The organism is Burkholderia sp. 4NA327C6 (assembly GCF_005502655.1).
GTDB classification, from domain to species: domain Bacteria; phylum Pseudomonadota; class Gammaproteobacteria; order Burkholderiales; family Burkholderiaceae; genus Burkholderia; species Burkholderia contaminans.
The window spans coordinates 22,001-46,731 of sequence record NZ_SCNZ01000037.1; the positions used below are offsets into that span (position 1 = coordinate 22,001).

26 protein-coding genes are annotated in these 24,731 nt (G+C 67.9%); 15 read left to right on the plus strand and 11 right to left on the minus strand.

Annotation, left to right across the window (positions count from 1 at the left end):
* Positions 1 to 205: 205 nt before the first annotated feature.
* Entirely contained in the window at positions 206 to 478 is a 273-nt protein-coding gene (gene rpsT, locus FFS49_RS29740; protein WP_039368270.1) for a 30S ribosomal protein S20, read from the plus strand.
* A 157-nt stretch (positions 479 to 635) separates the two neighbouring features.
* Here rpsT and FFS49_RS29745 read toward each other — a convergent pair whose 3' ends face one another.
* Entirely contained in the window at positions 636 to 956 is a 321-nt protein-coding gene (locus tag FFS49_RS29745; RefSeq protein WP_039368274.1) for a DUF3579 domain-containing protein, read from the minus strand.
* Positions 957 to 1,369: 413 nt separating this feature from the next.
* Here FFS49_RS29745 and argF point away from each other — a divergent pair, with 413 nt between their 5' ends.
* Positions 1,370 to 2,299, plus strand: a complete 930-nt coding sequence (gene argF / locus FFS49_RS29755; RefSeq protein WP_039368277.1) for an ornithine carbamoyltransferase — start codon at positions 1,370 to 1,372, stop codon at positions 2,297 to 2,299.
* A 91-nt stretch (positions 2,300 to 2,390) separates the two neighbouring features.
* Here the strand turns inward: argF and murB are convergent, their stop codons facing one another.
* Complete coding sequence (gene murB, locus FFS49_RS29760; RefSeq protein WP_105818791.1) at positions 2,391 to 3,440, minus strand: UDP-N-acetylmuramate dehydrogenase; 1,050 nt, start codon at positions 3,438 to 3,440, stop codon at positions 2,391 to 2,393.
* A gap of 137 nt (positions 3,441 to 3,577) precedes the next feature.
* On the opposite strand from murB, the gene FFS49_RS29765 reads away from it, so the two are divergent.
* Positions 3,578 to 4,063 carry a YajQ family cyclic di-GMP-binding protein gene (locus FFS49_RS29765; RefSeq protein WP_039368282.1) on the plus strand — a complete coding sequence of 162 codons (486 nt, stop codon included), beginning with the start codon at positions 3,578 to 3,580 and terminating at the stop codon, positions 4,061 to 4,063.
* An 80-nt stretch (positions 4,064 to 4,143) separates the two neighbouring features.
* On the opposite strand, the gene plsY is transcribed toward FFS49_RS29765, so the two are convergent.
* Together plsY and ybaK are read right to left on the minus strand one after the other, a co-directional pair.
* The gene (gene plsY, locus FFS49_RS29770) at positions 4,144 to 4,782 is read right to left on the minus strand and encodes a glycerol-3-phosphate 1-O-acyltransferase PlsY (protein WP_105818792.1); all 639 of its coding nucleotides are present in this window, start codon (positions 4,780 to 4,782) and stop codon (positions 4,144 to 4,146) included.
* Between the two features lie 108 nt (positions 4,783 to 4,890).
* Entirely contained in the window at positions 4,891 to 5,382 is a 492-nt protein-coding gene (ybaK, locus tag FFS49_RS29775) for a Cys-tRNA(Pro) deacylase (protein ID WP_105818793.1), read from the minus strand.
* Positions 5,383 to 5,621: 239 nt separating this feature from the next.
* On the opposite strand from ybaK, the gene FFS49_RS29780 reads away from it, so the two are divergent.
* Positions 5,622 to 7,184 (plus strand): AMP-binding protein, encoded by a 1,563-nt coding sequence (locus FFS49_RS29780; protein ID WP_105818794.1) that lies wholly within the window; start codon positions 5,622 to 5,624, stop codon positions 7,182 to 7,184.
* Positions 7,185 to 7,232: 48 nt separating this feature from the next.
* Here FFS49_RS29780 and xerD read toward each other — a convergent pair whose 3' ends face one another.
* The 3 genes from xerD to queG all read right to left on the minus strand — a co-directional run bounded on the left by xerD (position 7,233) and on the right by queG (position 9,950).
* The gene (gene xerD, locus FFS49_RS29785; RefSeq protein ID WP_105818795.1) at positions 7,233 to 8,183 is read right to left on the minus strand and encodes a site-specific tyrosine recombinase XerD; all 951 of its coding nucleotides are present in this window, start codon (positions 8,181 to 8,183) and stop codon (positions 7,233 to 7,235) included.
* Complete coding sequence (locus FFS49_RS29790) at positions 8,183 to 8,650, minus strand: methylated-DNA--[protein]-cysteine S-methyltransferase (RefSeq protein ID WP_105818796.1); 468 nt, start codon at positions 8,648 to 8,650, stop codon at positions 8,183 to 8,185. The genes xerD and FFS49_RS29790 overlap by 1 nt, the downstream gene beginning before the upstream one ends.
* Positions 8,651 to 8,714: 64 nt before the next feature.
* A complete protein-coding gene (gene queG, locus FFS49_RS29795; RefSeq protein ID WP_105818797.1) occupies positions 8,715 to 9,950 on the minus strand; it encodes a tRNA epoxyqueuosine(34) reductase QueG in 1,236 nt (411 codons plus the stop codon).
* Between the two features lie 17 nt (positions 9,951 to 9,967).
* Here queG and tsaE point away from each other — a divergent pair, with 17 nt between their 5' ends.
* Positions 9,968 to 10,522, plus strand: coding sequence for a tRNA (adenosine(37)-N6)-threonylcarbamoyltransferase complex ATPase subunit type 1 TsaE (gene tsaE / locus FFS49_RS29800; protein WP_039368301.1), 555 nt, complete (start codon positions 9,968 to 9,970; stop codon positions 10,520 to 10,522).
* Positions 10,504 to 12,024 carry an N-acetylmuramoyl-L-alanine amidase gene (locus FFS49_RS29805; protein WP_105818798.1) on the plus strand — a complete coding sequence of 507 codons (1,521 nt, stop codon included), beginning with the start codon at positions 10,504 to 10,506 and terminating at the stop codon, positions 12,022 to 12,024. Before tsaE ends, FFS49_RS29805 begins: the two co-directional genes overlap by 19 nt.
* A gap of 54 nt (positions 12,025 to 12,078) precedes the next feature.
* On the opposite strand, the gene FFS49_RS29810 is transcribed toward FFS49_RS29805, so the two are convergent.
* Entirely contained in the window at positions 12,079 to 12,957 is an 879-nt protein-coding gene (locus tag FFS49_RS29810) for an EamA family transporter (RefSeq protein WP_171026858.1), read from the minus strand.
* Positions 12,958 to 13,220: 263 nt separating this feature from the next.
* Between FFS49_RS29810 and FFS49_RS29815 the strand changes: the two genes are divergently transcribed.
* Positions 13,221 to 14,102: a pirin family protein gene (locus FFS49_RS29815; protein WP_105818800.1), complete on the plus strand. Its 882-nt coding sequence runs from the start codon at positions 13,221 to 13,223 to the stop codon at positions 14,100 to 14,102.
* A gap of 52 nt (positions 14,103 to 14,154) precedes the next feature.
* Positions 14,155 to 15,003 carry a thioredoxin gene (gene trxA / locus FFS49_RS29820; RefSeq protein WP_105818801.1) on the plus strand — a complete coding sequence of 283 codons (849 nt, stop codon included), beginning with the start codon at positions 14,155 to 14,157 and terminating at the stop codon, positions 15,001 to 15,003.
* Between the two features lie 110 nt (positions 15,004 to 15,113).
* Here trxA and FFS49_RS29825 read toward each other — a convergent pair whose 3' ends face one another.
* Positions 15,114 to 15,971, minus strand: a complete 858-nt coding sequence (locus FFS49_RS29825; RefSeq protein WP_039368313.1) for a tRNA threonylcarbamoyladenosine dehydratase — start codon at positions 15,969 to 15,971, stop codon at positions 15,114 to 15,116.
* A 128-nt stretch (positions 15,972 to 16,099) separates the two neighbouring features.
* Here FFS49_RS29825 and pdxH point away from each other — a divergent pair, with 128 nt between their 5' ends.
* The 3 genes from pdxH (at position 16,100) to FFS49_RS29840 (ending at position 19,405) form a co-directional block, all read left to right on the plus strand.
* On the plus strand, positions 16,100 to 16,744 hold the full coding sequence (gene pdxH / locus FFS49_RS29830; RefSeq protein ID WP_105818802.1) for a pyridoxamine 5'-phosphate oxidase: 645 nt from the start codon (positions 16,100 to 16,102) through the stop codon (positions 16,742 to 16,744).
* Positions 16,745 to 16,865: 121 nt separating this feature from the next.
* Positions 16,866 to 18,086: a cyclopropane-fatty-acyl-phospholipid synthase family protein gene (locus FFS49_RS29835; protein ID WP_039368320.1), complete on the plus strand. Its 1,221-nt coding sequence runs from the start codon at positions 16,866 to 16,868 to the stop codon at positions 18,084 to 18,086.
* A 23-nt stretch (positions 18,087 to 18,109) separates the two neighbouring features.
* Entirely contained in the window at positions 18,110 to 19,405 is a 1,296-nt protein-coding gene (locus FFS49_RS29840; protein WP_105818803.1) for a DUF72 domain-containing protein, read from the plus strand.
* 39 nt (positions 19,406 to 19,444) lie between these two features.
* Here FFS49_RS29840 and msrA read toward each other — a convergent pair whose 3' ends face one another.
* On the minus strand, positions 19,445 to 20,005 hold the full coding sequence (gene msrA, locus FFS49_RS29845) for a peptide-methionine (S)-S-oxide reductase MsrA (RefSeq protein WP_046544550.1): 561 nt from the start codon (positions 20,003 to 20,005) through the stop codon (positions 19,445 to 19,447).
* A gap of 580 nt (positions 20,006 to 20,585) precedes the next feature.
* On the opposite strand from msrA, the gene FFS49_RS29855 reads away from it, so the two are divergent.
* The 3 genes from FFS49_RS29855 to FFS49_RS29865 all read left to right on the plus strand — a co-directional run bounded on the left by FFS49_RS29855 (position 20,586) and on the right by FFS49_RS29865 (position 23,468).
* Positions 20,586 to 21,992, plus strand: coding sequence for a selenium-binding protein SBP56-related protein (locus FFS49_RS29855; protein WP_105818804.1), 1,407 nt, complete (start codon positions 20,586 to 20,588; stop codon positions 21,990 to 21,992).
* Positions 21,989 to 22,654, plus strand: coding sequence for a hypothetical protein (locus FFS49_RS29860; RefSeq protein ID WP_105818805.1), 666 nt, complete (start codon positions 21,989 to 21,991; stop codon positions 22,652 to 22,654). The genes FFS49_RS29855 and FFS49_RS29860 overlap by 4 nt, the downstream gene beginning before the upstream one ends.
* Positions 22,655 to 22,958: 304 nt before the next feature.
* Positions 22,959 to 23,468 (plus strand): flavin reductase family protein, encoded by a 510-nt coding sequence (locus FFS49_RS29865; protein ID WP_071334995.1) that lies wholly within the window; start codon positions 22,959 to 22,961, stop codon positions 23,466 to 23,468.
* On the opposite strand, the gene FFS49_RS29870 is transcribed toward FFS49_RS29865, so the two are convergent.
* The gene (locus FFS49_RS29870; protein ID WP_006477992.1) at positions 23,455 to 23,955 is read right to left on the minus strand and encodes an Lrp/AsnC family transcriptional regulator; all 501 of its coding nucleotides are present in this window, start codon (positions 23,953 to 23,955) and stop codon (positions 23,455 to 23,457) included. The genes FFS49_RS29865 and FFS49_RS29870 overlap by 14 nt on opposite strands.
* A 130-nt stretch (positions 23,956 to 24,085) precedes the next feature.
* Here FFS49_RS29870 and kynB point away from each other — a divergent pair, with 130 nt between their 5' ends.
* Entirely contained in the window at positions 24,086 to 24,727 is a 642-nt protein-coding gene (gene kynB, locus FFS49_RS29875) for an arylformamidase (RefSeq protein ID WP_105818806.1), read from the plus strand.
* Positions 24,728 to 24,731 lie beyond the last annotated feature (4 nt).

Genomic DNA, 24,731 nt, shown 5'->3' on the forward strand with positions numbered 1-24,731 from the left:
TTGCCACGCGCTTGATTTTGTTGCTATAATCGCCGGTTTCTGGGCTCGTACATGCACGGCAACTGCCGTTTTCATGTCCCTGCCCCGGTTAAAATCACCGTTTTTTTATGCGCCCCTGGGCAATCGTTCTCAGGGGACGGATCGAAAAGCAGCGCTTGGCCGTCAGGCTCCAAGCTCTGGAAACAGGACAGGATAAGGAACCGTCATGGCTAACTCCGCACAAGCACGCAAGCGCGCCCGCCAGGCCGCGAAGGCAAATTCGCACAACTCGGCGCTGCGCTCGAAATTCCGTACCGCGATCAAGGCTGTTCGCAAGGCTGTCGACGCCGGCGATCAAGCAAAGGCTGCAGAGCTGTTCAAGTCTGCCGTCAAGACGATCGACACGATCGCCGACAAGAAGATCGTTCACAAGAACAAGGCCGCTCGCAGCAAGAGCCGCCTGGCCGCAGCCGTCAAGGGCCTGCAGGCAGCAGCGTAAATCCGGTGCGCCCGCTCACGCGGGCGTTCCTGTTTCCTGCGATCGCAAAAAAGCCCGCCTAGGCGGGCTTTTTTGTCGTCTGTCGCCGGCGCATCCTGCAAGCCGACGACAGTTGCCACGAGGGCGGGCGCGGCAAGCGCCCTCGCCCGCGCCGGCATCACTTCTTCACGCCGTAGTCCGGCAGTTCGCACGCCTCGGTCACGACGAGGTTGTTGTCCTTCGCGAAATTCAGCACGAAATCGAACGCCATCGGCTCGACGTCGCGCAGCCGGGAATCGAGGATCACGCATTTCAGGTCGCCGAGCATCGTCGGACGCACGTAGAGCGAATACTTGAGGCGCGCATTGGGCCCGCTCGCCCCCGGCCCGAAGCAGGCCATCACACCGGCCAGACGTTCCGACCAGTCGCTCGGGCGAAACTTTTTCCCGTCTTTCGTGATGCCCTGGATGAAGAATTCGGTCGGAGGGGTTTCAGCCATGTGGTTACCCAAGTGACGGCCCGGCGATGTCCAGGCAACGGCGCCTGGATACGCGAACACAAAGCTGAAACGGACGGCGGCACAAGCATTCCGATATCCCGAAAACAGGACGTCGGCGCGCGCCGCCGGCGGACTGCACCGGATTTGTGCAGCGCACGGCTTGTGTCCGGCAGAGCGCGAGGAGGCTTGCCTGCCGGGCTGGAGAAAACTTTTGGATTATACCGCAGCGCGCCATTGCGCGCCGTCCCGACACCTCTCCGCCTGCGTCGCTTGCCGCGCGCGGCGATCGCGCCCCGCTTCTCTCCGCGGCTCGTCAAAGCACAGAAAATCCTTTATGCTGCTTTGAGTTATCCACACCCGACGGCGGCGCCGTCCGGCCTTGCTGCCGGGTGCAACCCGCCGTATTTCGCTTCATGACCACCAAAACCATTCGTCACTACCTGCAGTTCAAGGATTTCTCGCTGGAAGACTACGAGTACGTGCTCGAACGCACGGGTATCCTGAAGCGCAAGTTCAAGAACTACGAGACCTACCACCCGCTGCACGACCGCACGCTCGCGATGATCTTCGAGAAGAGCTCGACGCGAACGCGCCTGTCGTTCGAGGCCGGGATCTTCCAGCTCGGCGGCCACGCCGTCTTCATGAGCACGCGCGACACGCAGCTCGGCCGCGGCGAACCCGTCGAGGATTCCGCGCAGGTCATCTCGCGCATGGTCGACATCATCATGATCCGCACGTTCGAGCAGGACGTGATCACGCGCTTCGCGCAGAATTCCCGCGTGCCGGTGATCAACGGCCTGACGAACGAGTACCACCCGTGCCAGGTGCTCGCCGACATCTTCACGTACTACGAGCACCGCGGCCCGATCGCCGGCAAGACCGTTGCCTGGGTCGGCGATGCGAACAACATGCTCTACACGTGGATCGAAGCCGCACAGATCCTCGGCTTCAAGCTGCGCCTGTCCACGCCGCCCGGCTACGCGCTCGACATGAAGCTCGTGTCGCCCGACAGCGCGCCGTTCTACGAAGTGTTCGACGACCCGAACGAAGCCTGCAAGGGCGCCGACCTCGTCACCACCGACGTGTGGACGAGCATGGGCTTCGAGGCCGAGAACGAGGCCCGCATGCAGGCATTCGCCGACTGGTGCGTCGACGAGGAAATGATGGGCCATGCGAACCCGGACGCCCTCTTCATGCACTGCCTGCCCGCGCATCGCGGCGAGGAAGTGACGGCCGGCGTGATCGACGGCCCGCAGAGCGTCGTGTGGGACGAAGCGGAAAACCGCCTGCACGTGCAGAAGGCGCTGATGGAGTTCCTGCTGCTCGGCCGCCTCAAGCACTGACGCGCCGGCATCCGGCAATCCATGAAAAAGGCGCCGATCGTCGATCGGCGCCTTTTTGTTTGGGCGCGAGAAAGGCTACGCCAAATCCGCGTTACAGGCAGACCGGCTCCGCCTCCAGCTCGACGCCGAACTGTGCGCGCACGTCGGCCTGGATCGCCTGCGCCAGCGCAAGCACGTCGGCACCCGTTGCGCCGCCGCGATTGACGAGCACGAGCGCCTGGCGGTCGTGCACGGCCGCCGCGCCCAGCGCGCGCCCCTTCCAGCCGCAGCGGTCGATCAGCCAGCCGGCCGCGAGCTTGACCTGCCCGTCCGGCTGCGGATACGACACGACTTCCGGCGCGCGGGCGCGCAGCGCATCGAACTGCGCGGCATCGATCACCGGATTCTTGAAGAAACTGCCCGCGTTGCCGAGGACGAGCGGATCGGGCAGCTTCGCGCAGCGGATCGCGACGACCGCGTCGAACACGTCGCGCGCCGTGGCCGCATCGGGTGCCATGCCGCGGGCGTCGAGTTCGCGCGTGACGTCCGCGTAGCCGAGCCGCGGTGCCCATTGCTTCGGCAACCGGAACGTCACCGACACGATCGCGAACCGGCCGCGCCCTTCCCGCTTGAAAAAGCTGTCGCGATAGCCGAACGCGCAGCGCGCGGCGTCGAAACGCTCGCTGCGCCCCGTCGCCAGCTCGACCGCGACCAGCGAGTCGAAATACGCCTTCATCTCGAGGCCGTATGCGCCGATGTTCTGGATCGGCGCGGCGCCGACCGTGCCGGGAATCAGCGCGAGGTTCTCGAGGCCCGCCATCCCGTGCTCGAGCGTCCATGCGACGAATGCGTGCCAGTTCTCGCCGCCGCCGGCCTCGACGTACCACGCGTCGTCGTCCTCCCGCACGACGCGGCGGCCGGCGATCTCGTCGAGCAGCACGACGCCGTCGAAATCGCGCGTGAACACGACGTTGCTGCCGCCGCCGAGCACGAGCTGCGGCAGGTTCGCGACGCGCGGGTCGCGATGGAGCGCCTCGAACTGCGACGCATGCGTGATGCGCGCGGCAAAGCGCGCGGTCGCGGCGATGCCGAACGTGTTGTGCGCGGCGAGCGGGTGGTCGGGAAGCAGCGACAGGGCGGAATCGTCAGGAGGCATCGGCATTCGCGGTCACGTCCGCCCGGGCGGCGCATGGCCGGCCTTGGGCAAACGGAAGGGCATCGGTAAAATGGCAAACAGTCCGCAATTATAGCGAGTGCCCGCGCGCGAGCCGGGTGCCCGCATCTCAAGGGAGGAATGCCATGCCATCGTTCGACGTCGTTTCCGAAGCGAACATGATCGAAGTGAAGAACGCCATCGAGCAGTCGAACAAGGAAATTTCGACACGCTTCGACTTCAAGGGCTCCGACGCGCGCGTCGAGCAGAAGGAACGCGAGCTGACGCTGTTCGCCGATGACGATTTCAAGCTCGGCCAGGTCAAGGACGTGCTGATCGGCAAGCTGGCCAAGCGCAACGTCGACGTGCGCTTCCTCGACTACGGCAAGGTCGAGAAGATCGGCGGCGACAAGGTCAAGCAGATCGTCACCGTGAAGAAAGGCGTGACCGGCGATCTCGCGAAAAAGATCGTGCGCCTCGTGAAGGACAGCAAGATCAAGGTGCAGGCGAGCATCCAGGGCGACGCGGTGCGCGTGAACGGCACGAAGCGCGACGACCTGCAGAGCGTGATCGCGATGCTGCGCAAGGACGTGACCGACACGCCGCTCGACTTCAACAACTTCCGCGACTGATCGCCGGGCGATCCGTCACGTGATCCCGCCGGGCCCCGCATACGCGGCGCGCCCGGCACGCGGCCAAGCGCCGCGCTTCCTCAGGCTTTCCCGCCGTCCTGCGCGCCGCCATCCGCGGCCGCCTTCTTCTTGTCGCCGATCCGGCTTTCCTGCCCCGCCAACAGCTTCGCAATGTTGCCGCGGTGACGCCACACAAGCAGCACGCTCATCGCAAGCACGGCCCATGCGACCGGATTGTGGCTCGTGCCGAACAGGAACACGTCGAACACCGGCGCGAACACGGCCGCCACCAGCGCCGCGAGCGACGAATAGCGGAAGAAGAACGCGACGATCAGCCAGGTCAGCGCGGTCGCGAGCCCGAGCACCGGGTGCACCGCGAGCAGCACACCGGCCGCGGTCGCGACGCCCTTGCCGCCCTGGAAGCGGAAGAACACCGGATACAGGTGGCCGAGGAACACGGCGATCGCGACCCATGCGACCGCGACGTCGGGCAGGCCGAAGCGCCGGGCGAGCCAGACGGCAAGCCAGCCCTTGAATGCGTCGCCGACGAGCGTCAGGATCGCGGCCTTCTTGTTGCCGCTGCGCAGCACGTTGGTCGCGCCGGGATTCTTCGACCCGTACGAACGCGGGTCGGCCAGGCCCATCGCGCCGCTGACGACGACGGCGAACGACACCGAACCGATCAGGTAGGCAACGAGGGCGGCGAGCAGGATCTGCATGCGGAGGACTCTTCTTTCAACGTATCGGTAAAGGGACGGCGGCGCGCGGCACGCCGAAACGGCGCCCATTCTACCGAACGCGCGCGGCCTGCCACGAAGGTGAAACCCTCAGTCGACACTCGCGCACTGCACGGGCTGCGCGCCGAGCAGCGACGTGAGCACGGCCGGCGCGAGGCTGACGAGGTAGCCGCGACGCCCGCCGTTCAGGTAGATCGTCGGCAGCTCGAGGATCGTCGCCTCGACGTAGACGGGCATCGACTTGCGCGTGCCGAATGGCGACGTGCCGCCGACGAGATAGCCCGAATGGCGGTTCGCGACCTCGGGCTTGCACGGCTCGATGCGCTTCGCGCCGACCTGCCGCGCGAGGTTCTTCGTCGACACGGTGCGGTCGCCGTGCATCAGCACGATCAGCGGCTTCGCGTGTTCGTCCTCCATCACGAGCGTCTTCACGACGCTGTGCTCGTCGACGCCGAGCTGGCGCGCCGATTCGCCGGTGCCGCCGTGCTCGACGTAGTCGTACGGATGCTCGCCGAATGCAACGCCGTGGCGGCGCAGCAACTGGGTGGCCGGGGTTTCGGACACATGCCTGGATTTGCTCATGGCGGCATTTTAATGGTGAACGACCGGCGAGCGCGCAATTGTGCGCTCGCGCCGGCGGTATACTCGCGGCCCGTTTTCCGCCGGGCGGCCTGCTGCTGCACCGCAACGATTCCGCCCATCATCATTGCGGGCATCGCGAAGCGCTATTGCCCGAATGGCCGATTGTGGCGCGCCCGCCGTCATGGCACGATCGTTCGCCAACCTCGTCAGTCGCCGCCCGCCCCTTTTCTGGAGACGCCATGCCCTCGTCCCTCCGTTCTTCCGAGCCGCTCGACGTCAACGCACTGCTCGCGGCGCTGCCTCGCCGCATCGCCGACGTGCCCGCACGCCGGGCCGCGCAGGCGCCGGCGCATCCGGCGCTGATCGAGGACGCGCGCCGCCTGTCGTACGGCGACCTGTCGAGGGCCGTCGATGCAGCCGCCGCAATGCTCGCCCACCTCGGCGTGCAAGGCGGCGACCGCGTGATGATCGTCGCCGAAAACTGCGTCGCGCAGATCGTGCTGCTGTTCGCGGCAGCCCGCCTCGACGCGTGGGCGCTCGTGTCGAACGCGCGGCTGTCCGCCAGCGAGCTCGACGCGATCGCCGCGCACGCGCGGCCGAAGCTGATCGCGTTCACCACCGACGCATCGCCCGACGCACGCACGCATGCCGAACGGCACGGCGCGACACCTGCCGGCGCGCTGCCGGTCGACATCGGCGCATGGTCGTACCGCGTCGACCCGAGCGCGCCGGGCGAACCGGTCGCCGCCGACGGCGCCGCGCAATGCGCGGCGCTGATCTACACGACCGGCACGACCGGCACGCCGAAAGGCGTGATGCTGTCGCATCGCAACCTGCTGTTCATCGCGGCGACGTCGAGCTCGCTGCGCCGCGTGTCGCCCGACGACGTCGTCTACACGGTGCTGCCCGTGTCGCACGTGTACGGGCTCGCGTCGGTCTGCCTCGGCAGCCTGTACGCGGGCGCGACGCTGCGGCTCGCGCCGCGCTTCTCGCCCGAAGCCGTGCGCGTCGCGCTCGCCGACGAAGGCGTCACGATCTTCCAGGGCGTGCCCGCGATGCACGCGAAGCTGCTCGAACACCTGCACACGCAGGGCCACACGTGGCGCGCACCGCGCCTGCGCTTCGCGTATTCGGGCGGCTCGCCGCTCGACGCGAACCTGAAGGCGCGCGTCGAGCGCCTGTACGGCGTGCCGCTGCACAATGGCTACGGGATGACCGAGAGCAGCCCGACGATCACGCAGACGCCGCTCGATGCGCCGCGTACCGACAGCTCGGTCGGCGTGCCGATTCCCGGCGTGGAGATGCGGATCGTCGCGCCGGACGGCACCGACGTGCCGCCGGGCGAAGTCGGTGAGATCCGCGTGCGCGGGCCGAACGTGATGCTCGGCTACTACCGCAACGCGGACGCCACGCGCGCGGCCGTGTCGCCGGACGGCTGGCTGAGCACCGGCGATCTCGCGCGCCAGGAGGCGGACGGTGCGGTAACGATCGCGGGCCGCAGCAAGGAGTTGATCATCCGGTCGGGCTTCAACGTCTATCCGGTCGAAGTCGAGCAGGTGCTGAACGCGCATCCGGACGTCGTACAGGCGGCCGTCATCGGCCGCGCAGTCGAAGGCAACGAGGAAGTGCTCGCGTTCGTCGAGCGGGTGCCCGGCGCAACGGCGGACGAAGCGACGTTGCACGCCTGGTGCGCGGAGCGGCTCGCGCCTTACAAACGCCCCGCCCACATCCGCGTACTCGACGCGCTGCCGGCCGCGTCGACGGGCAAGGTGCTGAAGCACAAGCTGCGCGAACTGGTCTGAGTTGGGCAGGCCGTCGCACGTGGCGCGGGCGGCGCCACGCCGGATGCGCTAACCGCGCGGATGGTGTTGCGCGTGCAGCGTCTTCAGGCGCTCGCGTGCAACGTGCGTATAGATCTGCGTGGTCGAGATGTCGCTGTGGCCGAGCAGCAGCTGCACGACGCGCAGGTCGGCGCCATGGTTCAGCAGGTGCGTCGCGAACGCATGCCGCAGCGTGTGCGGCGACAGATGTGCGCGCACGTCCGCGTGCTGCGCATGGCGCTTGATGATGTTCCAGAACTGCTGGCGCGTCATCCCGTCGCCGCGCGCGGTCACGAACAGCGCGTCGGCCGCGCGCGCACCGAGCAGCGCCGGCCGCGCCTCGCGCAGGTAGCGCTCGATCCACCCTTGCGCGACTTCGCCGAACGGCACGAGCCGCTCTTTCGAGCCCTTGCCCATCACGCGCACCACGCCCTCGTTGAGCCCGACCTCGACGGTCTTCAGCATCACGAGCTCGCTCACGCGCAACCCGCTCGCATACATCAGCTCGAGCATCGTGCGATCGCGCAGGCCGAGCGGCGTGCCGATGTCGGGCGCGCCGAGCAGCGCCTCGACCTGCGCCTCCGACAGCGTCGACGGAAACCGGGCCGCCTGTTTCGCGGACGTGATCCGCAATGTCGGGTCGGCGCTCGCGCGATGCTCGCGCACGGCCCAGCCGTAATAGCGCCGGAACACGGACAGCCGCCGGTTCGACGATGTCGCCTTGCCGTCGCTGCGCGCGGCGATGTAGCCCGTCACCATCACTTCGTCGACCGAATCGAGCGACGCGTCGTGCGTGTCCGCCAGCCATTGTGAAAACAGCATCAGGTCGCGCCGATACGCGTCCAGCGTGTTGCGCGCAAGCCCGTGCTCGAGCCACAGCGCATCGCAAAACACATCGATCGACGCGCGGCTCGCGAGCAGCGCGGGGGACGCCGCGGCGGCATCGCCGTCGGCTTCGGGGGAAATCAGCGATTCACTCATCAGTACGGCACGCCTTCATGCGCCAGCAGCCAGCGCTTCACTTTCTGGTAATAACCGTTGTCGTCGTGGTTCGCGAAGCCGCCGAGTCCGCCCGCCGCGACGACGCGATGGCACGGAATCACGAGCGGAAAGTAGTTCGCGCCGCATGCCTGGCCCACCGCGCGCGGCGCGCTGCCGATCCGCTTCGCGACCTGCCCGTAGGTCAGCACCGTGCCGGGCGGAATATCGCTGATCACGTCCCACACACGGTGCTGGAACGCGCTGCCGACTTCGGCGAGCGGCAGGTCGAAGCGCGCCGACGCGCGCTCGAAATAACGTTCGATCTGCTTGACCGCACGCTTCGCGAGCGGCGAATCCGGATCGACCGACTTCACCGATTCGGGCAGATAGACGATCTCGCGCACCACCGCGGCCTCCGTGCGGATGCCGACCTTGCCGAACGGCGCGTCGATGACTGCATTGAACATGGCCCTCTCCTGACCGATGGGTACGCGCGGCACCACCGCGCGCCGACGACACTTTACGCCGCCTTCACGCGGCACGCAGCGCCCATTCGACATGCTCGCGCACGACCGGCGACGGATCGTCGGCCCGCGCGCGCAACGCGGCGACGATCGCGTCGCGCGCCTGCGGCGTGAGCCGGCCCGCGTCCGCGCGCAGCGCATTGCCGAGCCCGACCGCGAGATTGCGCAGCCAGCTTTCGTAGCCGATGCGCCGGATCGCACTGCCCTGCATCCGCGTATCGAACGCGTCCGTATCCCACGCAAACAGCTCGACGAGCGTCGCGCGATCGAGGCCGTGCCGCACGTCGAAATCGGCGACGGGCGCGGCCTGCGCGAACTTGTTCCACGGGCACACGAGCTGGCAATCGTCGCAGCCGTACACGCGATTGCCGATCATCGGCCGCAGCGGCTCGGGGATGCTGCCTTTCAGCTCGATCGTCAGGTACGAGATGCAGCGGCGCGCATCGACGCGGTACGGCTCGACGATCGCGCCGGTCGGGCAGGCGTCGATGCAGCGCGTGCAGCTGCCGCAGTGCGCGCCGGGCGTCTCGGGTGCGGTGTCGGGGGACGTGAGCGCGTCGGTCGGCAGCGGAACGTCGACGTAGATCTCGCCGAGGAAGAACAGCGAGCCCGCATCGCGCTGCAGCAACAGCGTGTGCTTGCCGCGCCAGCCGACGCCGGCCTTCTGCGCGAGCTCGACCTCGAGCACGGGCGCCGAATCGGTGAACACACGGTAGCCGAACGCGCCGATCTCCTGCTCGATGCGCTCGGCGAGCGTCTGCAGGCGGTTGCGCAGCACCTTGTGATAGTCGCGGCCGCGTGCGTAGATCGATACGACGGCCGCCTGCGGATCGTCGAGCCGGGCCCGTTCGCGCGCGCGCCAGTCGTGCAGTGCGAGCGCGCCCGGCCCGCTTTCAGCCGCGTCGGGGGCGAGCGTCTCGGCCGGCAGATAGGCGAGCCGCGCGGAGATCACGCGTCGCGTACCGGCCACAAGTTCGGCCGGACGCGCGCGTTTCATCCCATGTTTCGCCATATAATCCATTTCGCCGTGGTATCCGGCTTCCAGCCAGGCGGCGAGGCCAGCTTCGGCATCCGAGAGATCGGTATCGCTGATGCCGATCGCCCCGAAACCCAATTCGCGCCCCCACGCCCTGATGCGCGCGGCGAGCGCAGTCAACGCCGCATCGTCGAGCGCGCACGGTGCCGCGCCTTCGGCACGAGTCGAAGGCCTGTCGGATGCGGCGAGTTCCGGTAATCGGTTCATCGCACTATTTTACGAGAATGCCAGCCACGCCCAGCCATCCGCCTCACGACGCCATGCTGCCCGCCCCGCTCGCGGAGCGTGTGATCGCGCTCGCCGACGAAGCGGCGACCGAGGCCTTCGGCACCCGCTTCGCGCACGCGCTCGACGCGGCACGCACCGAGCTCGCCCGCGCGCATGCGTTCGACGGGCTGCAGATCCAGCTGGTCGGCGATCTCGGCGCGGGCAAGACGTCCCTCGTCCGCGCGATCCTGCGTGGCCTCGGCCACACGGGGCGCGTGCGCAGCCCGACCTATACGCTCGTCGAGCCGTACGCGCTCGAACGCGACGATGGGGAACTCGAGGTCTATCACTTCGATCTGTATCGTTTCAACGATCCGGCCGAATGGTCCGACGCAGGCTTTCGCGAATATTTCAATTCCAGCGCGATCTGCCTCGTCGAATGGCCGCAACAGGCGGGCACGCTGCTCGGCGTACCCGATCTGGTTTTCTCGCTCGACGTGGATGGCGACGGCCGCGTCCTCACCGTCCGGGCGTACAGCGCTTCAGGAAAGGCATGTCTCGAAAGATGTTGATCAAACCGTTCCGCTCGATCGAATCGGCGGCCACCGCGACGCACAACTGGCGGCGCCGCCAGATCCTGCGCGCGGGCGCGTCGACGCTGGTGCTCGGTCTCGTCGCACCGCGCATCGCGCACGCGTCGTCGGTGCTCGGCGTGCGCGTGTGGCCGGCGCGCGATTACACGCGCGTCACGATCGAATCCGACCAGCCGCTGCAGAATAGCCAACAGCTGCTGCAGGGTCCCGACCGTCTCGTGGTCGACCTGACCGGCCTCGACCTCGACCAGGCGCTGCGCGACCTCGTGTCGAAGATCGCGCCGAACGATCCGCAGATCCAGTCGGTGCGCGTGGGCCAGTATCAGCCGCACGTCGTGCGGATGGTGTTCGACCTGAAAGGTTCGGTGAAGCCGCAGGTGTTCACGCTGCCGCCAGTCGGCACCTACAAGTACCGGCTCGTGTTCGACCTGTATCCGGCCGTCGCGCCCGATCCGCTGTCCGACCTGATCGCGCAGACGGAACGCAAGGAACAGGCGCTCAACGACACCGCGCGCGCGCAGCAGATGCAGCCGCCGACCACGCTGGCCGGCCCGGGTACCCCGCCGCCCGCAGCGGGCGACAACAGCGACGCGTTCTTCCAGCGCTTCGCGCAGAACACGCCGGCCACGCCGCACACGCCGCCCGCCCCCCCTTCGACGCCCACGAAGCCGGCCGTCAAGCCGCCGCCCGTCATCGCGCGCCGCGACGACAGCGACGACGATGGCGACACCTACAAGTTCACCGCGCCGAAATCCGGCAAGGGCGGCACCGTGCGCCTGCTGACGGTGGCGATCGACCCGGGCCACGGCGGCGAGGATCCGGGCGCGATCGGCGGCGGCGGTACGTATGAGAAGCACATCGCGCTCGACATCGCGAAGAAGCTGCGCGCGAAGATCGACGGCGCGCCGAACATGCGCGCGATGATGACGCGCGACGCCGACTTCTTCGTGCCGCTGAACGTGCGCGTGCAGAAGGCGCGCCGCGTCGGCGCCGACCTGTTCGTGTCGATCCATGCCGACGCCTTCACGACGCCGTCCGCGCGCGGCTCGTCGGTGTTCGCGCTGTCCGACCACGGCGCGACGAGCGCCGCGGCGCGCTGGATGGCGAACAAGGAAAATTCGTCCGACCTGATCGGCGGCATCAACATCAAGACCGCGGACGCGGCCGTGAACCGCGCGCTGTTCGACATGTCGACGACCGCGCAGATCCGCGACTCGCTGCGCTACGGCAACTACGTGCTGAAGGAAGTCGGCGGCATCAACAAGCTGCACAAGGGCTCGGTCGAGCAGGCCGGGTTCGCGGTGCTGAAGGCGCCCGACATTCCGTCGATCCTCGTTGAAACGGCCTTCATCAGCAACCCGGAAGAAGAGAGCCGGCTGAACGACGACGGCTATCGCGACCAGATGGCCGACGCGATCTTCCGCGGCATCAAGCGCTATTTCGCCGCGAATCCGCCGCTCGCGAAGAGCCGGATGGCCTGACGGCCGTACCCGGCCACCCCGCCCCGCCGCCGGCACGCAATGCGTGCCGGCGCGTCACGACGCCGCGACGCGGCGCATCAGTTTCCCGCCGAACACGTTCACCGCGAGTCCGCCCATCACGAGCGCCGTGCCGATCACTTGCGCGCGCGTCAGATGCTCGTCGAGCAGCAGCGCCGACGACGCGAGACCGACGATCGGCACCAGCAGCGAGAACTGCGCGACCTGCGCGGCCGGATAGCGCGACAGCAGGCGGCTCCACAGCCCGTACCCGAGCAGCGTCGCGACGAACGCGAGATAGACGACCGCGAAGATCGACGCGCCGTTCAGGCCGGCGAGCGCGGTCGCAATCCGCTGCGGCCCTTCGAACCACAGCGACAGCAGGAAGAACGGCACGGGCGGCACGAGGCTGGCCCACACGACGAGCGACACGAGGTTCGCACGGCCGACCTTCTTCGTGACGATGTTGCCGAACGCCCACATCGCAGCCGAGCAGATCGTCAGCAGGAAGCCCGCGAGCGTCATCGCGCGGCCGCCCTGCGCCGCGATCACGACGAGCCCGCCCGCGGCGATCGCAAGACCGAGCAGGTTCTGCACGCGCAGCCGCTCGCCGAGGAACAGCATCGCGAACACGAGCGTGAAGAATGCCTGCGACTGCAGCACGAGCGACGCGAGGCCGGCCGGCATGCCGACGTACATGCCGGTGAACAGGAACACGAACTGGCCGAGCTGGATCGTCGCGCCGTACAGCACCAGCAGGCGCCACGGAATCTGCGGCCGGCGCACGAAGAACACCGCGGGCACGGCCGCGAGCGTGAAGCGCAGCGCACCGAGCAGCATCGGCGGCATGCCGTGCAGGCCGACCTTGATCACGACGAAGTTCACGCCCCACGCCAGGATCACGACCAGCGCAAGCAGCAAGTCCTTCGGGGCCATCATCGGCGTCTCCTCGATTGTCGGATGTTTTCTGAAGCCGGTCAGTCTACCGGGTTTCGCCGCCCGGCCCGATACCCGCGCGAGGGGCATGGAATCGGCGGCGGGCGCAGCGGCTTGTGCAGCGCAGCGGCTTGCGCGACGCGATGAATGCCGCACGACGCGTGCCTGCCGCGGCCGCATCGCGCCGCGCGTCTTTCGCGTTCGCCGTCACGCGCGCCGCCAGTACAATGACCGACAATCCAGCCGTTCCCCACGAGGCCACCATGACCGACTCGATCAAAGCCCTGCTGAAGCCGCACGTGCGCGACATCGGCAACCTGCAGGTGCGCCGCACGCTGCCCGCACTCGCCGCGCGCCTCGTCGGCCCGTTCATTTTCTTCGATCACATGGGGCCCGCCACGCTGCCACCCGGCACGGGGCTCGACGTGCGCCCGCATCCGCATATCGGCCTCGCCACCGTCACCTACCTGTTCGACGGCGCGATCCTGCACCGCGACAGCCTCGGCTCGCTGCAGGAGATCGTGCCGGGTGACGTGAACTGGATGACGGCCGGCCGCGGCATCGTCCACTCCGAGCGCACGCCCGACGCGCAGCGCGAAAACGGCCACACCGTGCACGGGATCCAGACCTGGGTCGCGCTGCCGCAGGCGCACGAGACGACCGAGCCGTCGTTCGAGCATCATGCAGCCGACACGCTGCCGAAGCGCGACGAGGACGGCGTCGCGCTGACGGTGATCGCCGGCGATGCGTTCGGGCTGCGCTCGCCGGTCACGACGTTCTCGCGCACGCTGTACGTCGCGGCCGAATTCGCGGCCGGCGGCCGTCTCGCACTCGACGCGTCGCACGAGGAGCGCGCGGTCTACGTGGTCGACGGCGAGCTCGCGATCGACGGCACGCCGGTGCCGGCCGAGCAGATGGCCGTGCTCACGCCCGGCGTCGCGGTCACGCTGACGAGCGCCGGCGGCGCGCGTGCGATGCTGCTCGGCGGCGACAAGATCGACGGCGAGCGCTTCATCGAATGGAATTTCGTCGCCAGCAGCCGCGAAGCGATCGAGCGCGCGAAAGAAGCCTGGACGCGCCAGGAAATGGGCAACGTGCCGGGCGAGACGGAGTGGATTCCGCTGCCCGAGTCGAAGCCGCGTTGAAAAAGGGGCGCGCCGCCCCCATCCTGACGACATTCGAACCGAAGAGAACGCCATGGACACCACGCTTGCCACATTCGAGAAAGACGTCATCGAGGCGTCGCTGGACGCACCCGTGCTGGTCGACTTCTGGGCGCCGTGGTGCGGCCCCTGCAAGACGCTCGGCCCGCTGCTGGAAAAGCTCGAAGGCGACTACGAAGGCCGCTGGAAGCTCGTGAAGGTCAACGTCGACGAGAACCAGGAACTCGCCGCGCACTTCCAGACGCGCAGCATCCCGCACGTGATCGCGTTCGCCGACGGGCGCCCGGTCGACCAGTTCGTCGGCGTGCTGCCCGAAGGCCAGCTGCGCGCGTTCCTCGACCGGCTGCTGCCGGCGCCCGAGGAAGCCGAACGGCGTGCCGCGCAGTATGCGATGGCCGAGGCGCGCTACGACGACGCACTCACGCACCTCGAGGCGGCGCTCGCGCTGAACCCGGGCTTCGACGACGCACGCCTCGATTTGATCGAACTGCTGCTCGCGAACAACCAGGTCGACGCCGCGCGTGACGAGGCCGAGCGCCTGTCGCCGCAGACCGTGCAGAACGGCGATCCGCGCTACCAGGCGATCAAGACCCGTTTCGACGCACTCGAAGCCACGGCCGACCTGCCGCCGACCGATGCGCTCGAAGCGCGCATCGCGGCGAACCCGGCCGACCTCGACGCGCGCTTCGACCTCGCGCAGAGCCTGATCGCGCGGCGCGCGTACGAAGGCGCGGTGGAACAATTGCTGGAAATCGTCACGCGCGACCGCGCGTACGGCGACGATCTCGGCCGCCGCACGCTGATCTCGGTGTTCGAGCTGGCCGGCGATCGCCCCGACCTCGTCGCGGGGTGGCGACGCAAACTGAGCATGGCGCTCAACTGAACTGACGTGGCACCGGCCGGGCTGCAACGGCCCGGCTGCCGGATCACCACGTTACGCACGGCGCGTGTCACGCGCCGCAGCATTCCTCGACGACCGCGGTGTACAGCGGCTCAGCCGGCGGCCTGCGCCGCGATCGCGCGCAGCGCATGCGCGGCGGCCGCGAAGCCGAAGCTCGCGGTCACGCACACGCTCGAACCGAACCCTGCGCAGTTGAGCCCCGCGACGTGCGCGGCCGCGGACGGCTCGGCGCCGTCCTCGAGGTCGCAGGCGGCCGCTTCCGGATAGATCAGCGGCTCGTCCGAATACACGGCGCTGACCTTGAAACGCGCCTTCGGCCCGCGCGGAAACCCGTGCTGCTTGCGCAACTGCGCGCGCACTTTCGACAGCAGCGGATCCTGGATCGTCAGCGCGAGATCGTCGATCCGGATGCGCGTCGGGTCGAGCTGGCCGCCCGCCCCGCCGACCACGACGAGCGGCTGGCGCTTCGCGACGCACCACGCGATCAGCGCAACTTTCGTACGCACGCTGTCGATCGCGTCGATCACGTAGTCGAAGCCGCCGCCGAGCAGCGCGTCGAAGTTGTCGGGCTCGACGAAATCCTCGATCCGGTTCACGCGGCACGCGGGATCGATCAGCGCGATCCGCTCGGCCATCGCGTCGACCTTCGGCTTGCCGTAATTGCCGTCGAGCGCGTGGATCTGCCGGTTCGTATTGCTTTCGGCGACGTTGTCGAGGTCGATCAGCGTCAGCGTGCCGACCGCATTGCGCGCGAGCGCCTCGGCCACCCACGACCCGACGCCGCCGATCCCGATCACCGCGACGTGCGCGCGCTCGAACGCGGCGGCGGCCGGCGCGCCGTACAGGCGCGCCACGCCGCCGAAACGCCGCGCGCGATCCACGTCAAGCTGGATTTCCGGGGTCGGGGTAAGATCAGAGGAACTGGGCGGGGCAGCGTCGGCGACGGACATGGCAGCAAGGAAAACGTAAGTCGTGCAGCCCTCTATTTTGCCTGAACTCCTCGCTCGCAAGCGCCACTGTGCACGCACGTTTCCTGCGCGTTGGCTACAATGGTTCCAGATTGAAGCGTTTGCATAACATGACGACTCTCGCCGATCTCCGCATCAATTACTCACGTGCTTCGCTCGACGAAGCCGACGTCGCCCACGACCCCTTCGCCCAGTTCGACCGCTGGTTCAAGGAGGCGCTCGCCGCCAAGCTGCCCGAGCCGAACACGATGACGCTCGCGACCGTCGGCGACGACGGCCGGCCGTCGGCACGCATCGTGCTCATCAAGGGCGTCGACGAACGCGGGTTCGTCTTCTTTACCAATTACGAAAGCCGCAAGGGGCGCGATTTAGCCGCGCACCCGCAGGCCGCGCTGTTGTTCTACTGGATCGAGCTCGAGCGCCAGGTGCGCATCGAAGGCCGGATCGAGAAAACCAGCGCAGAAGAAAGCGACCGCTATTTCGCGTCGCGCCCGCTCGGCTCGCGCATCGGCGCCTGGGCGTCGGAGCAGAGCGCGGTGATCGACAGCCGCGCGACGCTCGAAGCGCAGGAAAAGGCCGTCAGCGAACGCTTCGGCGACAACCCGCCGCGCCCGCCGCACTGGGGCGGCTACCGCCTCGTGCCCGACTCGATCGAGTTCTGGCAGGGCCGCCCGTCGCGGCTGCACGACCGCCTGCTCTACACGCGCGACGCCGGTACGTCGCACGGCTGGTCGATTTCGCGCCTGTCGCCTTAAGCGCGGCGCCGGCGCGCGCCGGTCGTGTCTCGTGTTGCATCCGGGCGCCCGCCTCGCAAGCGGCGGGCGCCGGTCAAGATACTTGGCTGTATTCGATTCAACGAACAAACGGAGAATCCAAATGTTCTGGGAAAAGAAGCTGGCACAGTGGGCGGACGAAGTACGGGCGAAAGCGAACATACCGGCGCGCCTCGTGCTGTGGAACGGCGATCAGCTCGATTTCGGCACCTTCAGCGCGCCGCAGGTGACGCTGAAGGTCAACAGCGCGTCGGCGTTGCCGCTCCTGCTCGAACCGAGCCTCGACAATCTCGGCGAGGCGTACGTGAAGGGCAAGATCGACATCGAGGGCAAGCTGTCGGACATCATCAACATCGGCTACTCGCTCGCGCGCAGCACGGTGACGAGCGCGAGCAAGCTGGCGCGCGTGAAGCGCTACTTCAATCACTCGAAGAGCACCGACAAGAAGGCAATCCAGTATCACTACGACGTCTCGAACGAGTTCTACAAGCTGTGGCTCGACGAGAACATGGTGTACTCGTGCGCGTACTTCGAGAACGGCGACGAGGATCTCGCCACCGCGCAGATCAAGAAGATCGACCACATCCTCACCAAGATCCGGCTTCAGCCCGGCCAGCGCCTGCTCGACATCGGCTGCGGCTGGGGCGCGCTCGTGCTGCGCGCCGCGCAGAAGTTCGGCGCGCAGTGCCTCGGCGTCACGCTGTCGCAGAACCAGTTCGACCTGGCAACCGCGCGCGTGAAGGCCGCCGGGCTGGAAGACAGGATCGAGATCCGGCTGCAGGACTACCGCGAGATCGACGGCCAGTTCGACCGCATCACGAGCGTCGGGATGTTCGAGCACGTCGGGCGCAAGAACCTGCCGCTCTATTTCTCGCGCATCCACGACCTGCTCGCCGACGACGGCATCGCGATGAACCACGGCATCACGTCCACCGACGCGGAAAGCGGCGAGACGGCGCTCGGCGGCGGCGAGTTCATCGACCGCTACGTGTTCCCGGACGGCGAACTGCCGCACATCAGCCTCGCGCTGGAAGCCGCACAGCGCGGCGGCCTCGAAGCGATTGACGTCGAAAGCCTGCGGCGGCACTATGCGCGCACGCTCGATATCTGGACGGAAAACTTCGAGGCGAAGGCCGACGCCGCGCGACAACTCGTCGACGACGAAAAATTCCGTATCTGGCGCGTGTATCTGGCCGGCTGCGCGTATGCGTTCGAGCATGACGACGTGTCGATCTTCCAGATCGTGTGCCGCAAGGCCGGGCAGAGCGCGAAAACGCTGCCGTGGTCGCGGCGCTATATGTACGAACACGCGCTGCCGCGCTAGGCGGCGCTTCACGCTGGGCATGCATGGGTGACGGCAGGACGCGGCGCAAGGCGCCGCCGGAACGACGACAGCACGACGATGCGGACGCGCCGCACGCCGACGGGCAATTCGACCTGTTCGGCGTGCCGGCCGACACTGCACGCGCGTCGCCCGACAACGATGGCCCGCCTGCCGATTCAGACGGACAGGTGAACCCGGACGCGCCTGACGACGCGCAGCCGGCACCGCGCATCCGCACCCACCCCCGTTCTTCCGACGAAACACCGCCCGCCGCTTCGGGCCTGCTGTGGGACGAGCCGTCCCCGCCCGCTGAGCCGCCGAAGAAAGGCCGGCGCCGGCGCGGCGTGCTGCCCGCGCCGATCGCGCCGGATGTGGCCGACGCAGCGGCCGGCCTGCCGCCGAACGTCCGGCTCGGCACGTCGTCGTGGACCTTCCCGGGCTGGGACGGCATCGTCTACGACGGCGATTTTGCTCAGACGAAACTCTCGCGCGAAGGGCTCGAAGCGTACGGCGCGCATCCGCTGCTGAAGAGCGTGAGCCTCGACCGGTCGTTCTACGGCCCGCTGTCGGTGGCCGACTACCTGCGCTACGCGCAGCAGGTGCCCGACGATTTCCGCTTCGTCGTGAAGGCGCCGGCCTCCGTGACCGACGCGGTGATCCGCGGCCGGCGCGGCGAACCGTCGGGACCGAACCCGACCTTCCTCGACGCGGATCTCGCCACCCGGGAATTCGTGCAGCCATGCGTCGAAGGGCTCGGCCGGAAAGCCGGCGTGCTCGTGTTCCAGTTCTCGCCACTGCCCGACCCGTTGCTCGCGCAGCCGGCCGAACTGATCGACCGGCTCGCCGCGTTCTTCGCGGCGCTGCCGCCGCTGCCGCCGGAAGCCGACTGCACCCGCTACGCGATCGAGATTCGCGACGCGAGCCTGCTCACGCCGCGCTTCATCCGCGCGCTCGCCGCGCTCGGCGTGCGCTACTGCGTCGGCCTGCACGCGCGGATGCCCGACCCGCTGCGCCAGGCGGCCGCGCTCGCGCTGCTCGACGGCGACGCGCCGGGCCCGCTGATCGTGCGCTGGAGCCTGCACGGCGGCTTCAAGTATGAACAGGCGAAAGCGAAGTACGAGCCGTTCGACAAGCTCGTCGACGAGGATCCGGCCACGCGCTCGGCGCTCGCCGAACTGGCCGCGCGCTATGCGCTGGCCGGGCAGCCGGTGATCATCACGATCAACAACAAGGCGGAAGGCTCCGCGCCGCTGTCGTGCATCGCGCTTGCGCGCGAGATCGCCGCCGCATGCGCACAGTGGCGCAACGAGGCGGCTTGATACCCGCCTGATACCGGCTTGCGCCGGACGTGGTCGCGCTTACGCGCCGCGCAGCGACTTCAGACGGTGCGAGAACTTCTGACGGAATTTCGCGAGCTTCGGCCCGATCACGACCGAGCAGTAGCCCTGCCCCGGGTTACGCGCATAGTAGTTCTGGTGATAATCCTCGGCCGGCCAGTAGTTGTCGTCGAGCGGCACGACTTGCGTGACGATCGGCTGCCCGAACACCTGCTCGCGCTCCAGTTCGCGGATCACGTCGAGCGCCGTGTCGCGCTGCGCGTCCGAATGGGTGAACACGACCGAACGGTACTGCGTGCCGACGTCGTTGCCTTGCCGGTTCAACTGGGTCGGATCGTGCGTCGCGAAGAAGATCTCGAGGATCTCGCGATAGCCGATGCGTGCCGGATCGAATGTCACGTTGACGACTTCCGCGTGGCCCGTATCGCCCTCGCAGATGTCGCGATAGCCGGGATTGCGCGTATGGCCGCCCGCGTAGCCCGACTGGACGGCCGTCACGCCGTCGACGTCGAGAAACACCGCCTCCGTGCACCAGAAACACCCGCCTCCCAATGTCGCCGTTTCAAGCATCTCGTTCACCATGAAATCAGTCCCTCGTTGATGTCGGCAGCCGGCGCGCATGTGCCGGCGCCACCGTTCCGTCTCGCCGCTGCCCACCCGCGTGCGGGTCGCAACGGCACTTCGGCAAGTATCTCACTCGCGCGCGAACCTGACAGAGCGCACAGGTGCCGCGCGCGACCGGCCGCCCGTTTTCTCGACTACACTTAGGCACGCGCGAGCGCGGCGGCAAACCTGCTGTCTCGCGCAACGCACCCGAAGCATGCCCGACCCTGATGCAAACATCATCTGCCGGAACATCGCTATGCATGCCTTAACAGACATCACCCGCGTCACTCGCCCGGACGTCGCCGCGTCGCGGGCCGCGGCTTCGATCGCATCACCCCCTTGCCGCGCATCCGCCTCGCTCCGCGTTCGGCGATCCGGCACACCGCGTCTTTCCGCTTTCACGATCTGATGCACGGCGTCGCACGCTCACCGACGCGTGCATCCGCCTGCCGATCGCTCCCGCCGGCGTGATGCGCGCCGTGCGGCAACCCGGATTCGCACGCCCACGACGAACGGCCGTGCGACCACGATCCGACACCATCGAGAGGGCATCACCATGAGCATGCGGCCTGACCCGACTTTTCACGCTTCGCCGGAACTTGCGATGCAGGCGCCGCCCGAAGCGTTTGCCTATACGTTGTTGCTGAGCCCCGATTTTTCCAGACCCGACGCGCTCGCCGTGATCGACGTGAAGCCCGGCTCGTCGACCTACGGAAAAATCGTGCACACGGTGACGATGCCGAACACTGGCGACGAGTTTCATCACTTCGGCTGGAATGCCTGTTCGTCGTCGCTGTCGCCGCTGACCGGCCATGCGTTCCTCGAACGCCGCTTCCTGATCATCCCCGGCCTGCGCTCGTCGCGCATCTACGTGATCGACACGAAGCCGCATCCGACGCAGGCGCGCATCCACAAGATCATCGAGCCCGACGAGGTCTTCTCGAAGACCGGCTATTCGCGGCCGCACACCGTTCATTGCGGGCCCGAGGGCATCTACGTGAGCACGCTCGGCGGCGCGGGCAAGGACGGCACCGACGGCGCGCCCGGCATCTTCATCATGGATTGCGAGACCTTCGACGTGCTCGGCCGCTGGGAGATCGATCGCGGCCCGCAGGACAAGCACTACGACTTCTGGTGGAACCTGCCGCGCGACTACATGGTGTCGAGCGAATGGGCGCTGCCGCCGCAATTCGAGAACGGGATCGTGCCCGAGGACCTGCTCGCGAACAAATACGGGCACCGGCTGCATTTCTGGGACCTGCGCGCGCGTCGCAACGTGCAGACGATCGATCTCGGCGCGCAGCACCAGATGGCGCTCGAAGTGCGGCCCGCGCACGACCCGGCGCGCGAATACGGGTTCGTCGGCGTCGTGGTCGACACGACCAATCTCGAAGGCTCGATCTGGACGTGGTGGCGCGAAGGCGGCAAGTTCCATGTGAAGAAAACCGCGACGATCCCCGCGGAGCCGGCCGCGGCCGATGAACTGCCGCCGCTGCTCAAGGGATTCGGCGCGGTACCGCCGCTCGTGACCGACATCGACCTGTCGCTCGACGATCGCTTCCTCTATGTGTCCTGCTGGGGCACCGGCGAGATGCGCCAGTACGACGTGTCGGACCCGCACAACCCGGTGCTCGCGGGGTCGGTCCGCATCGGCGGCATCGCGCGCCGCGCGCCGCATTCGAACGGCCGCACGTTCGCGGGCGGCCCGCAGATGGTCGAGATCAGCCGCGACGGGAAGCGCGTGTACTGGACCAACTCGCTCTATTCGACGTGGGACGACCAGTTCTATCCGGACGGCGTGCCGGGCGCACAGGTGCTCGCGCACGTGGGGCCGGAAGGCGGGATGACGCTCGCCGACGATTACTGGGTCGAGTTCCCCGACGGCTATCGCGCGCACCAGATCCGGCTCGAAGGCGGCGACTGCTCGACCGACTCGTTCTGCTATCCGTCGGTCAAGCGTTGAACACCGGCTTGCACGCCCCGTTCGCGCTGTGGGCGGCCGTGCTCGCGAGCGGGGTGTATCACGGGCTCAACCCCGCGATGGGCTGGCCGCTCGCGGTGTCGAACGCGCTGATGACGCGCCGCGGCGGCGCGCTCGTCGCGGCGCTCGGCTATCTGGCGCTCGGCCATGCGCTTGCGGTCTTCGCGGTGATGCTGCCGTTCGGGCTGCTCGCCGCGCTGCTCGCGTGGCAAACGGCGATCCGGATCGGCGCAAGCGCACTCGTGATCGGCTTCGGCGCCGTGCTGCTGATCCGGCGCCGGCATCCGCGGGCGCTTGCGCGGATTCCGCCCGCGCGGCTCGGCCTGTGGTCGTTCGCGGTCGCGATCGCGCATGGCGCGGGGCTGATGCTGGTACCGATTTACCTGGGGCTGTGCGGGCTCGACCAGGATGCCGGCCATCGCGCGGCGGCCACGCTCGTCGATGCGCATCTCGGGATGGCGCTCGTCGTCGCGGCCGTGCATGCCATCGCGATGATCGGCGCGGGCGGCGGGCTCGCGTGGCTCGTGTACCGCTATCTCGGGCTGAAGTTCGTATCGCGGAGCTGGTTCAATCTCGACGCGGTGTGGGCGTCGAGCCTGATCGTGACGGGCGCGTTGTCGCTCGGTCTGGCGGCGGCGCGATAGTGCGGGGGAACCTGCGGCCGAGGTCGAGCACGGGTGCCGGGCGGCGCGGCGGCCCCGCACGAACGACACGACAGAACGGCCGTGCCGGCTGCGTGCCATTGAGGATCCGTCGGCGCGCCGCAGTGTTCGCTACGTCACCCTGCCCCCGCAATGCGCCGTCCGGCCGGGCCCGGCGGCCCCGATTCCGCTAAAATCGGGCCATGCGCACCCCTTCCTCCTCGACCGCCTTGTCGCCTTTCGTCCGCCGTGCCCGCCCTGCCCGCGTCGCGCCGCGCCCGCCCGTCTCGTTCCGGATGGCCGCGCGATGACCCACGCCAATCCTCCGGATTTCGACTCGGCCGCCTTCCGGCAAGCACTCGGCCAGTTCGCCACGGGCGTGACGGTGATCACGACGCGCGCGCCGTCCGGCCAGCTGATCGGCATCACCGCCAGCTCGTTCAACTCGGTGTCGCTCGATCCGCCGCTCGTGCTGTGGAGCCTCGCGCACAAATCGGCGTCGACGCCCGTGTTCCGCGGCAACAGCCATTACGTGGTGAACGTGCTCGCGGCATCGCAGCTCGACCTGTGCAAGCGCTTCTCGACCTACAAGGGCGATCGCTTCGAAGGAATCGCGCATGCGGCCGGCAACTCGGGGATGCCCGTGCTCGACGGCGCGCTCGCGTGGTTCGAATGCCACAACCGCAGCCGCTACGATGAAGGCGACCATGTGATCTTCGTCGGTGAAGTGGAGCGCTGCGGCGTGCGCGCGGAATCCGACACGGCACCGCCGCTCGTGTTCCACGGCGGCGGCTTCCACGGCCTTACACCGCTTTGATCGCCCCCGTGCGCGCCAGCCCGACCGGCGCGCCGGCTTCATCCTTCAGCGTCTGCAGCACGATGTTCGAACGGATGTCCATCACGCCCGGCGCCTTGTAGAGCCGGTTCAGCACGAAATCCGAATAGTGCTTGAGGTTGTGCGCGAGCACGCGCAGCAGATAGTGGCTTTCGCCCGTCACGACGAACGCGCCGACCACCTCCGGCCATTCGCGCAGCGCTTCCGCGAAGCGCTCGTGCCATTGATTCTCTTCGTTGCGCATCGACACCTGAACGAACGCCTCGAGCTCGAAGCCGAGCTTCTCGCGGCTCAGGCACGCGCGATAGTGCTCGATCACGCCCTGCTCCTCGAGCAGGCGCATGCGGCGCAGACAGGCGGATGGCGAAAGCGAAATCCGTTCCGCCAGGTCGAGATTGCTGATTCTGCCCTCTTCCTGCAGTACCGCCAGAATCCGGCAGTCGGTGGCATCGAGCGTGATCGCGTGCATTTTTGGTCCCCGTTTTCCCTCTGAGTCGAATTATCTGCCAATCGGGCGGATTGTCCATGTTTATTTCGCAAGCACTTTCTACGAGCGTCCACCTATCATTCGAAGGACCGACTCACCGAATCGTCATGCCATGGACACCCTCTGGGACATCTCGCCGCCTGTCAGCCCCGCCACCCCCGTGTGGCCGGGCGATACGCCGGTTTCCGTCGAACGCGTGTGGCGGATGGAGGCTGGCTCGCCGGTCAACGTCGCGCGCCTGACGCTGTCGCCGCACACGGGCGCGCATTGCGACGCGCCGCTGCACTACGACGCCGACGGCGCGCCGATCGGCGCCGTGCCCCTCGACACCTACCTCGGCCCGTGCCGCGTGATCCATTGCATCGGCGCATCGCCGGTCGTGCAGCCGGCCGACGTCGCGGCCGCGCTCGACGGCGTACCGCCTCGCGTGCTGCTGCGCACCTGTGCGCGCGCCAGCGTCGACGAGTGGGACAGCGACTTCTGCGCGGTCGCGCCCGAGACCGTCGACCTGCTCGCCGCGCACGGCGTGAAGCTGATCGGCATCGATACGCCGTCGCTCGACCCGCAGGAATCGAAGACGATGGATTCGCATCGCCGCGTGCGCGCGCACCGGATGGCAATCCTCGAAGGCATCGTGCTCGACGATGTGCCGCCCGGCGACTACGAACTGATCGCACTGCCGCTGAAATTCGCGACGCTCGACGCGAGCCCCGTGCGCGCGGTGCTGCGCGCGCTGCCCGCGCGTGCCGCCTGATTAC

Bases quoted from the DNA above. Each gene is read 5' to 3' on its own strand.
- FFS49_RS29855 (WP_105818804.1), top strand. From the start codon at position 20,586: ATGAGCATGCGGCCTGACCCGACTTTTCACGCTTCGCCGGAACTTGCG.
- ybaK (WP_105818793.1), bottom strand. From the start codon at position 5,382: ATGAGCAAATCCAGGCATGTGTCCGAAACCCCGGCCACCCAGTTGCTG.
- FFS49_RS29870 (WP_006477992.1), bottom strand. From the start codon at position 23,955: ATGCACGCGATCACGCTCGATGCCACCGACTGCCGGATTCTGGCGGTA.
- FFS49_RS29745 (WP_039368274.1), bottom strand. From the start codon at position 956: ATGGCTGAAACCCCTCCGACCGAATTCTTCATCCAGGGCATCACGAAA.
- FFS49_RS29790 (WP_105818796.1), bottom strand. From the start codon at position 8,650: ATGTTCAATGCAGTCATCGACGCGCCGTTCGGCAAGGTCGGCATCCGC.
- murB (WP_105818791.1), bottom strand. From the start codon at position 3,440: ATGCCGATGCCTCCTGACGATTCCGCCCTGTCGCTGCTTCCCGACCAC.
- trxA (WP_105818801.1), top strand. From the start codon at position 14,155: ATGGACACCACGCTTGCCACATTCGAGAAAGACGTCATCGAGGCGTCG.
- xerD (WP_105818795.1), bottom strand. From the start codon at position 8,183: ATGAGTGAATCGCTGATTTCCCCCGAAGCCGACGGCGATGCCGCCGCG.
- pdxH (WP_105818802.1), top strand. From the start codon at position 16,100: ATGACGACTCTCGCCGATCTCCGCATCAATTACTCACGTGCTTCGCTC.
- FFS49_RS29805 (WP_105818798.1), top strand. From the start codon at position 10,504: ATGTCTCGAAAGATGTTGATCAAACCGTTCCGCTCGATCGAATCGGCG.
- queG (WP_105818797.1), bottom strand. From the start codon at position 9,950: ATGAACCGATTACCGGAACTCGCCGCATCCGACAGGCCTTCGACTCGT.
- FFS49_RS29840 (WP_105818803.1), top strand. From the start codon at position 18,110: ATGGGTGACGGCAGGACGCGGCGCAAGGCGCCGCCGGAACGACGACAG.
- kynB (WP_105818806.1), top strand. From the start codon at position 24,086: ATGGACACCCTCTGGGACATCTCGCCGCCTGTCAGCCCCGCCACCCCC.
- tsaE (WP_039368301.1), top strand. From the start codon at position 9,968: ATGCCAGCCACGCCCAGCCATCCGCCTCACGACGCCATGCTGCCCGCC.
- FFS49_RS29865 (WP_071334995.1), top strand. From the start codon at position 22,959: ATGACCCACGCCAATCCTCCGGATTTCGACTCGGCCGCCTTCCGGCAA.
- FFS49_RS29810 (WP_171026858.1), bottom strand. From the start codon at position 12,957: ATGGCCCCGAAGGACTTGCTGCTTGCGCTGGTCGTGATCCTGGCGTGG.
- FFS49_RS29825 (WP_039368313.1), bottom strand. From the start codon at position 15,971: ATGTCCGTCGCCGACGCTGCCCCGCCCAGTTCCTCTGATCTTACCCCG.
- argF (WP_039368277.1), top strand. From the start codon at position 1,370: ATGACCACCAAAACCATTCGTCACTACCTGCAGTTCAAGGATTTCTCG.
- plsY (WP_105818792.1), bottom strand. From the start codon at position 4,782: ATGCAGATCCTGCTCGCCGCCCTCGTTGCCTACCTGATCGGTTCGGTG.
- FFS49_RS29780 (WP_105818794.1), top strand. From the start codon at position 5,622: ATGCCCTCGTCCCTCCGTTCTTCCGAGCCGCTCGACGTCAACGCACTG.
- rpsT (WP_039368270.1), top strand. From the start codon at position 206: ATGGCTAACTCCGCACAAGCACGCAAGCGCGCCCGCCAGGCCGCGAAG.
- FFS49_RS29815 (WP_105818800.1), top strand. From the start codon at position 13,221: ATGACCGACTCGATCAAAGCCCTGCTGAAGCCGCACGTGCGCGACATC.
- FFS49_RS29835 (WP_039368320.1), top strand. From the start codon at position 16,866: ATGTTCTGGGAAAAGAAGCTGGCACAGTGGGCGGACGAAGTACGGGCG.
- msrA (WP_046544550.1), bottom strand. From the start codon at position 20,005: ATGGTGAACGAGATGCTTGAAACGGCGACATTGGGAGGCGGGTGTTTC.
- FFS49_RS29765 (WP_039368282.1), top strand. From the start codon at position 3,578: ATGCCATCGTTCGACGTCGTTTCCGAAGCGAACATGATCGAAGTGAAG.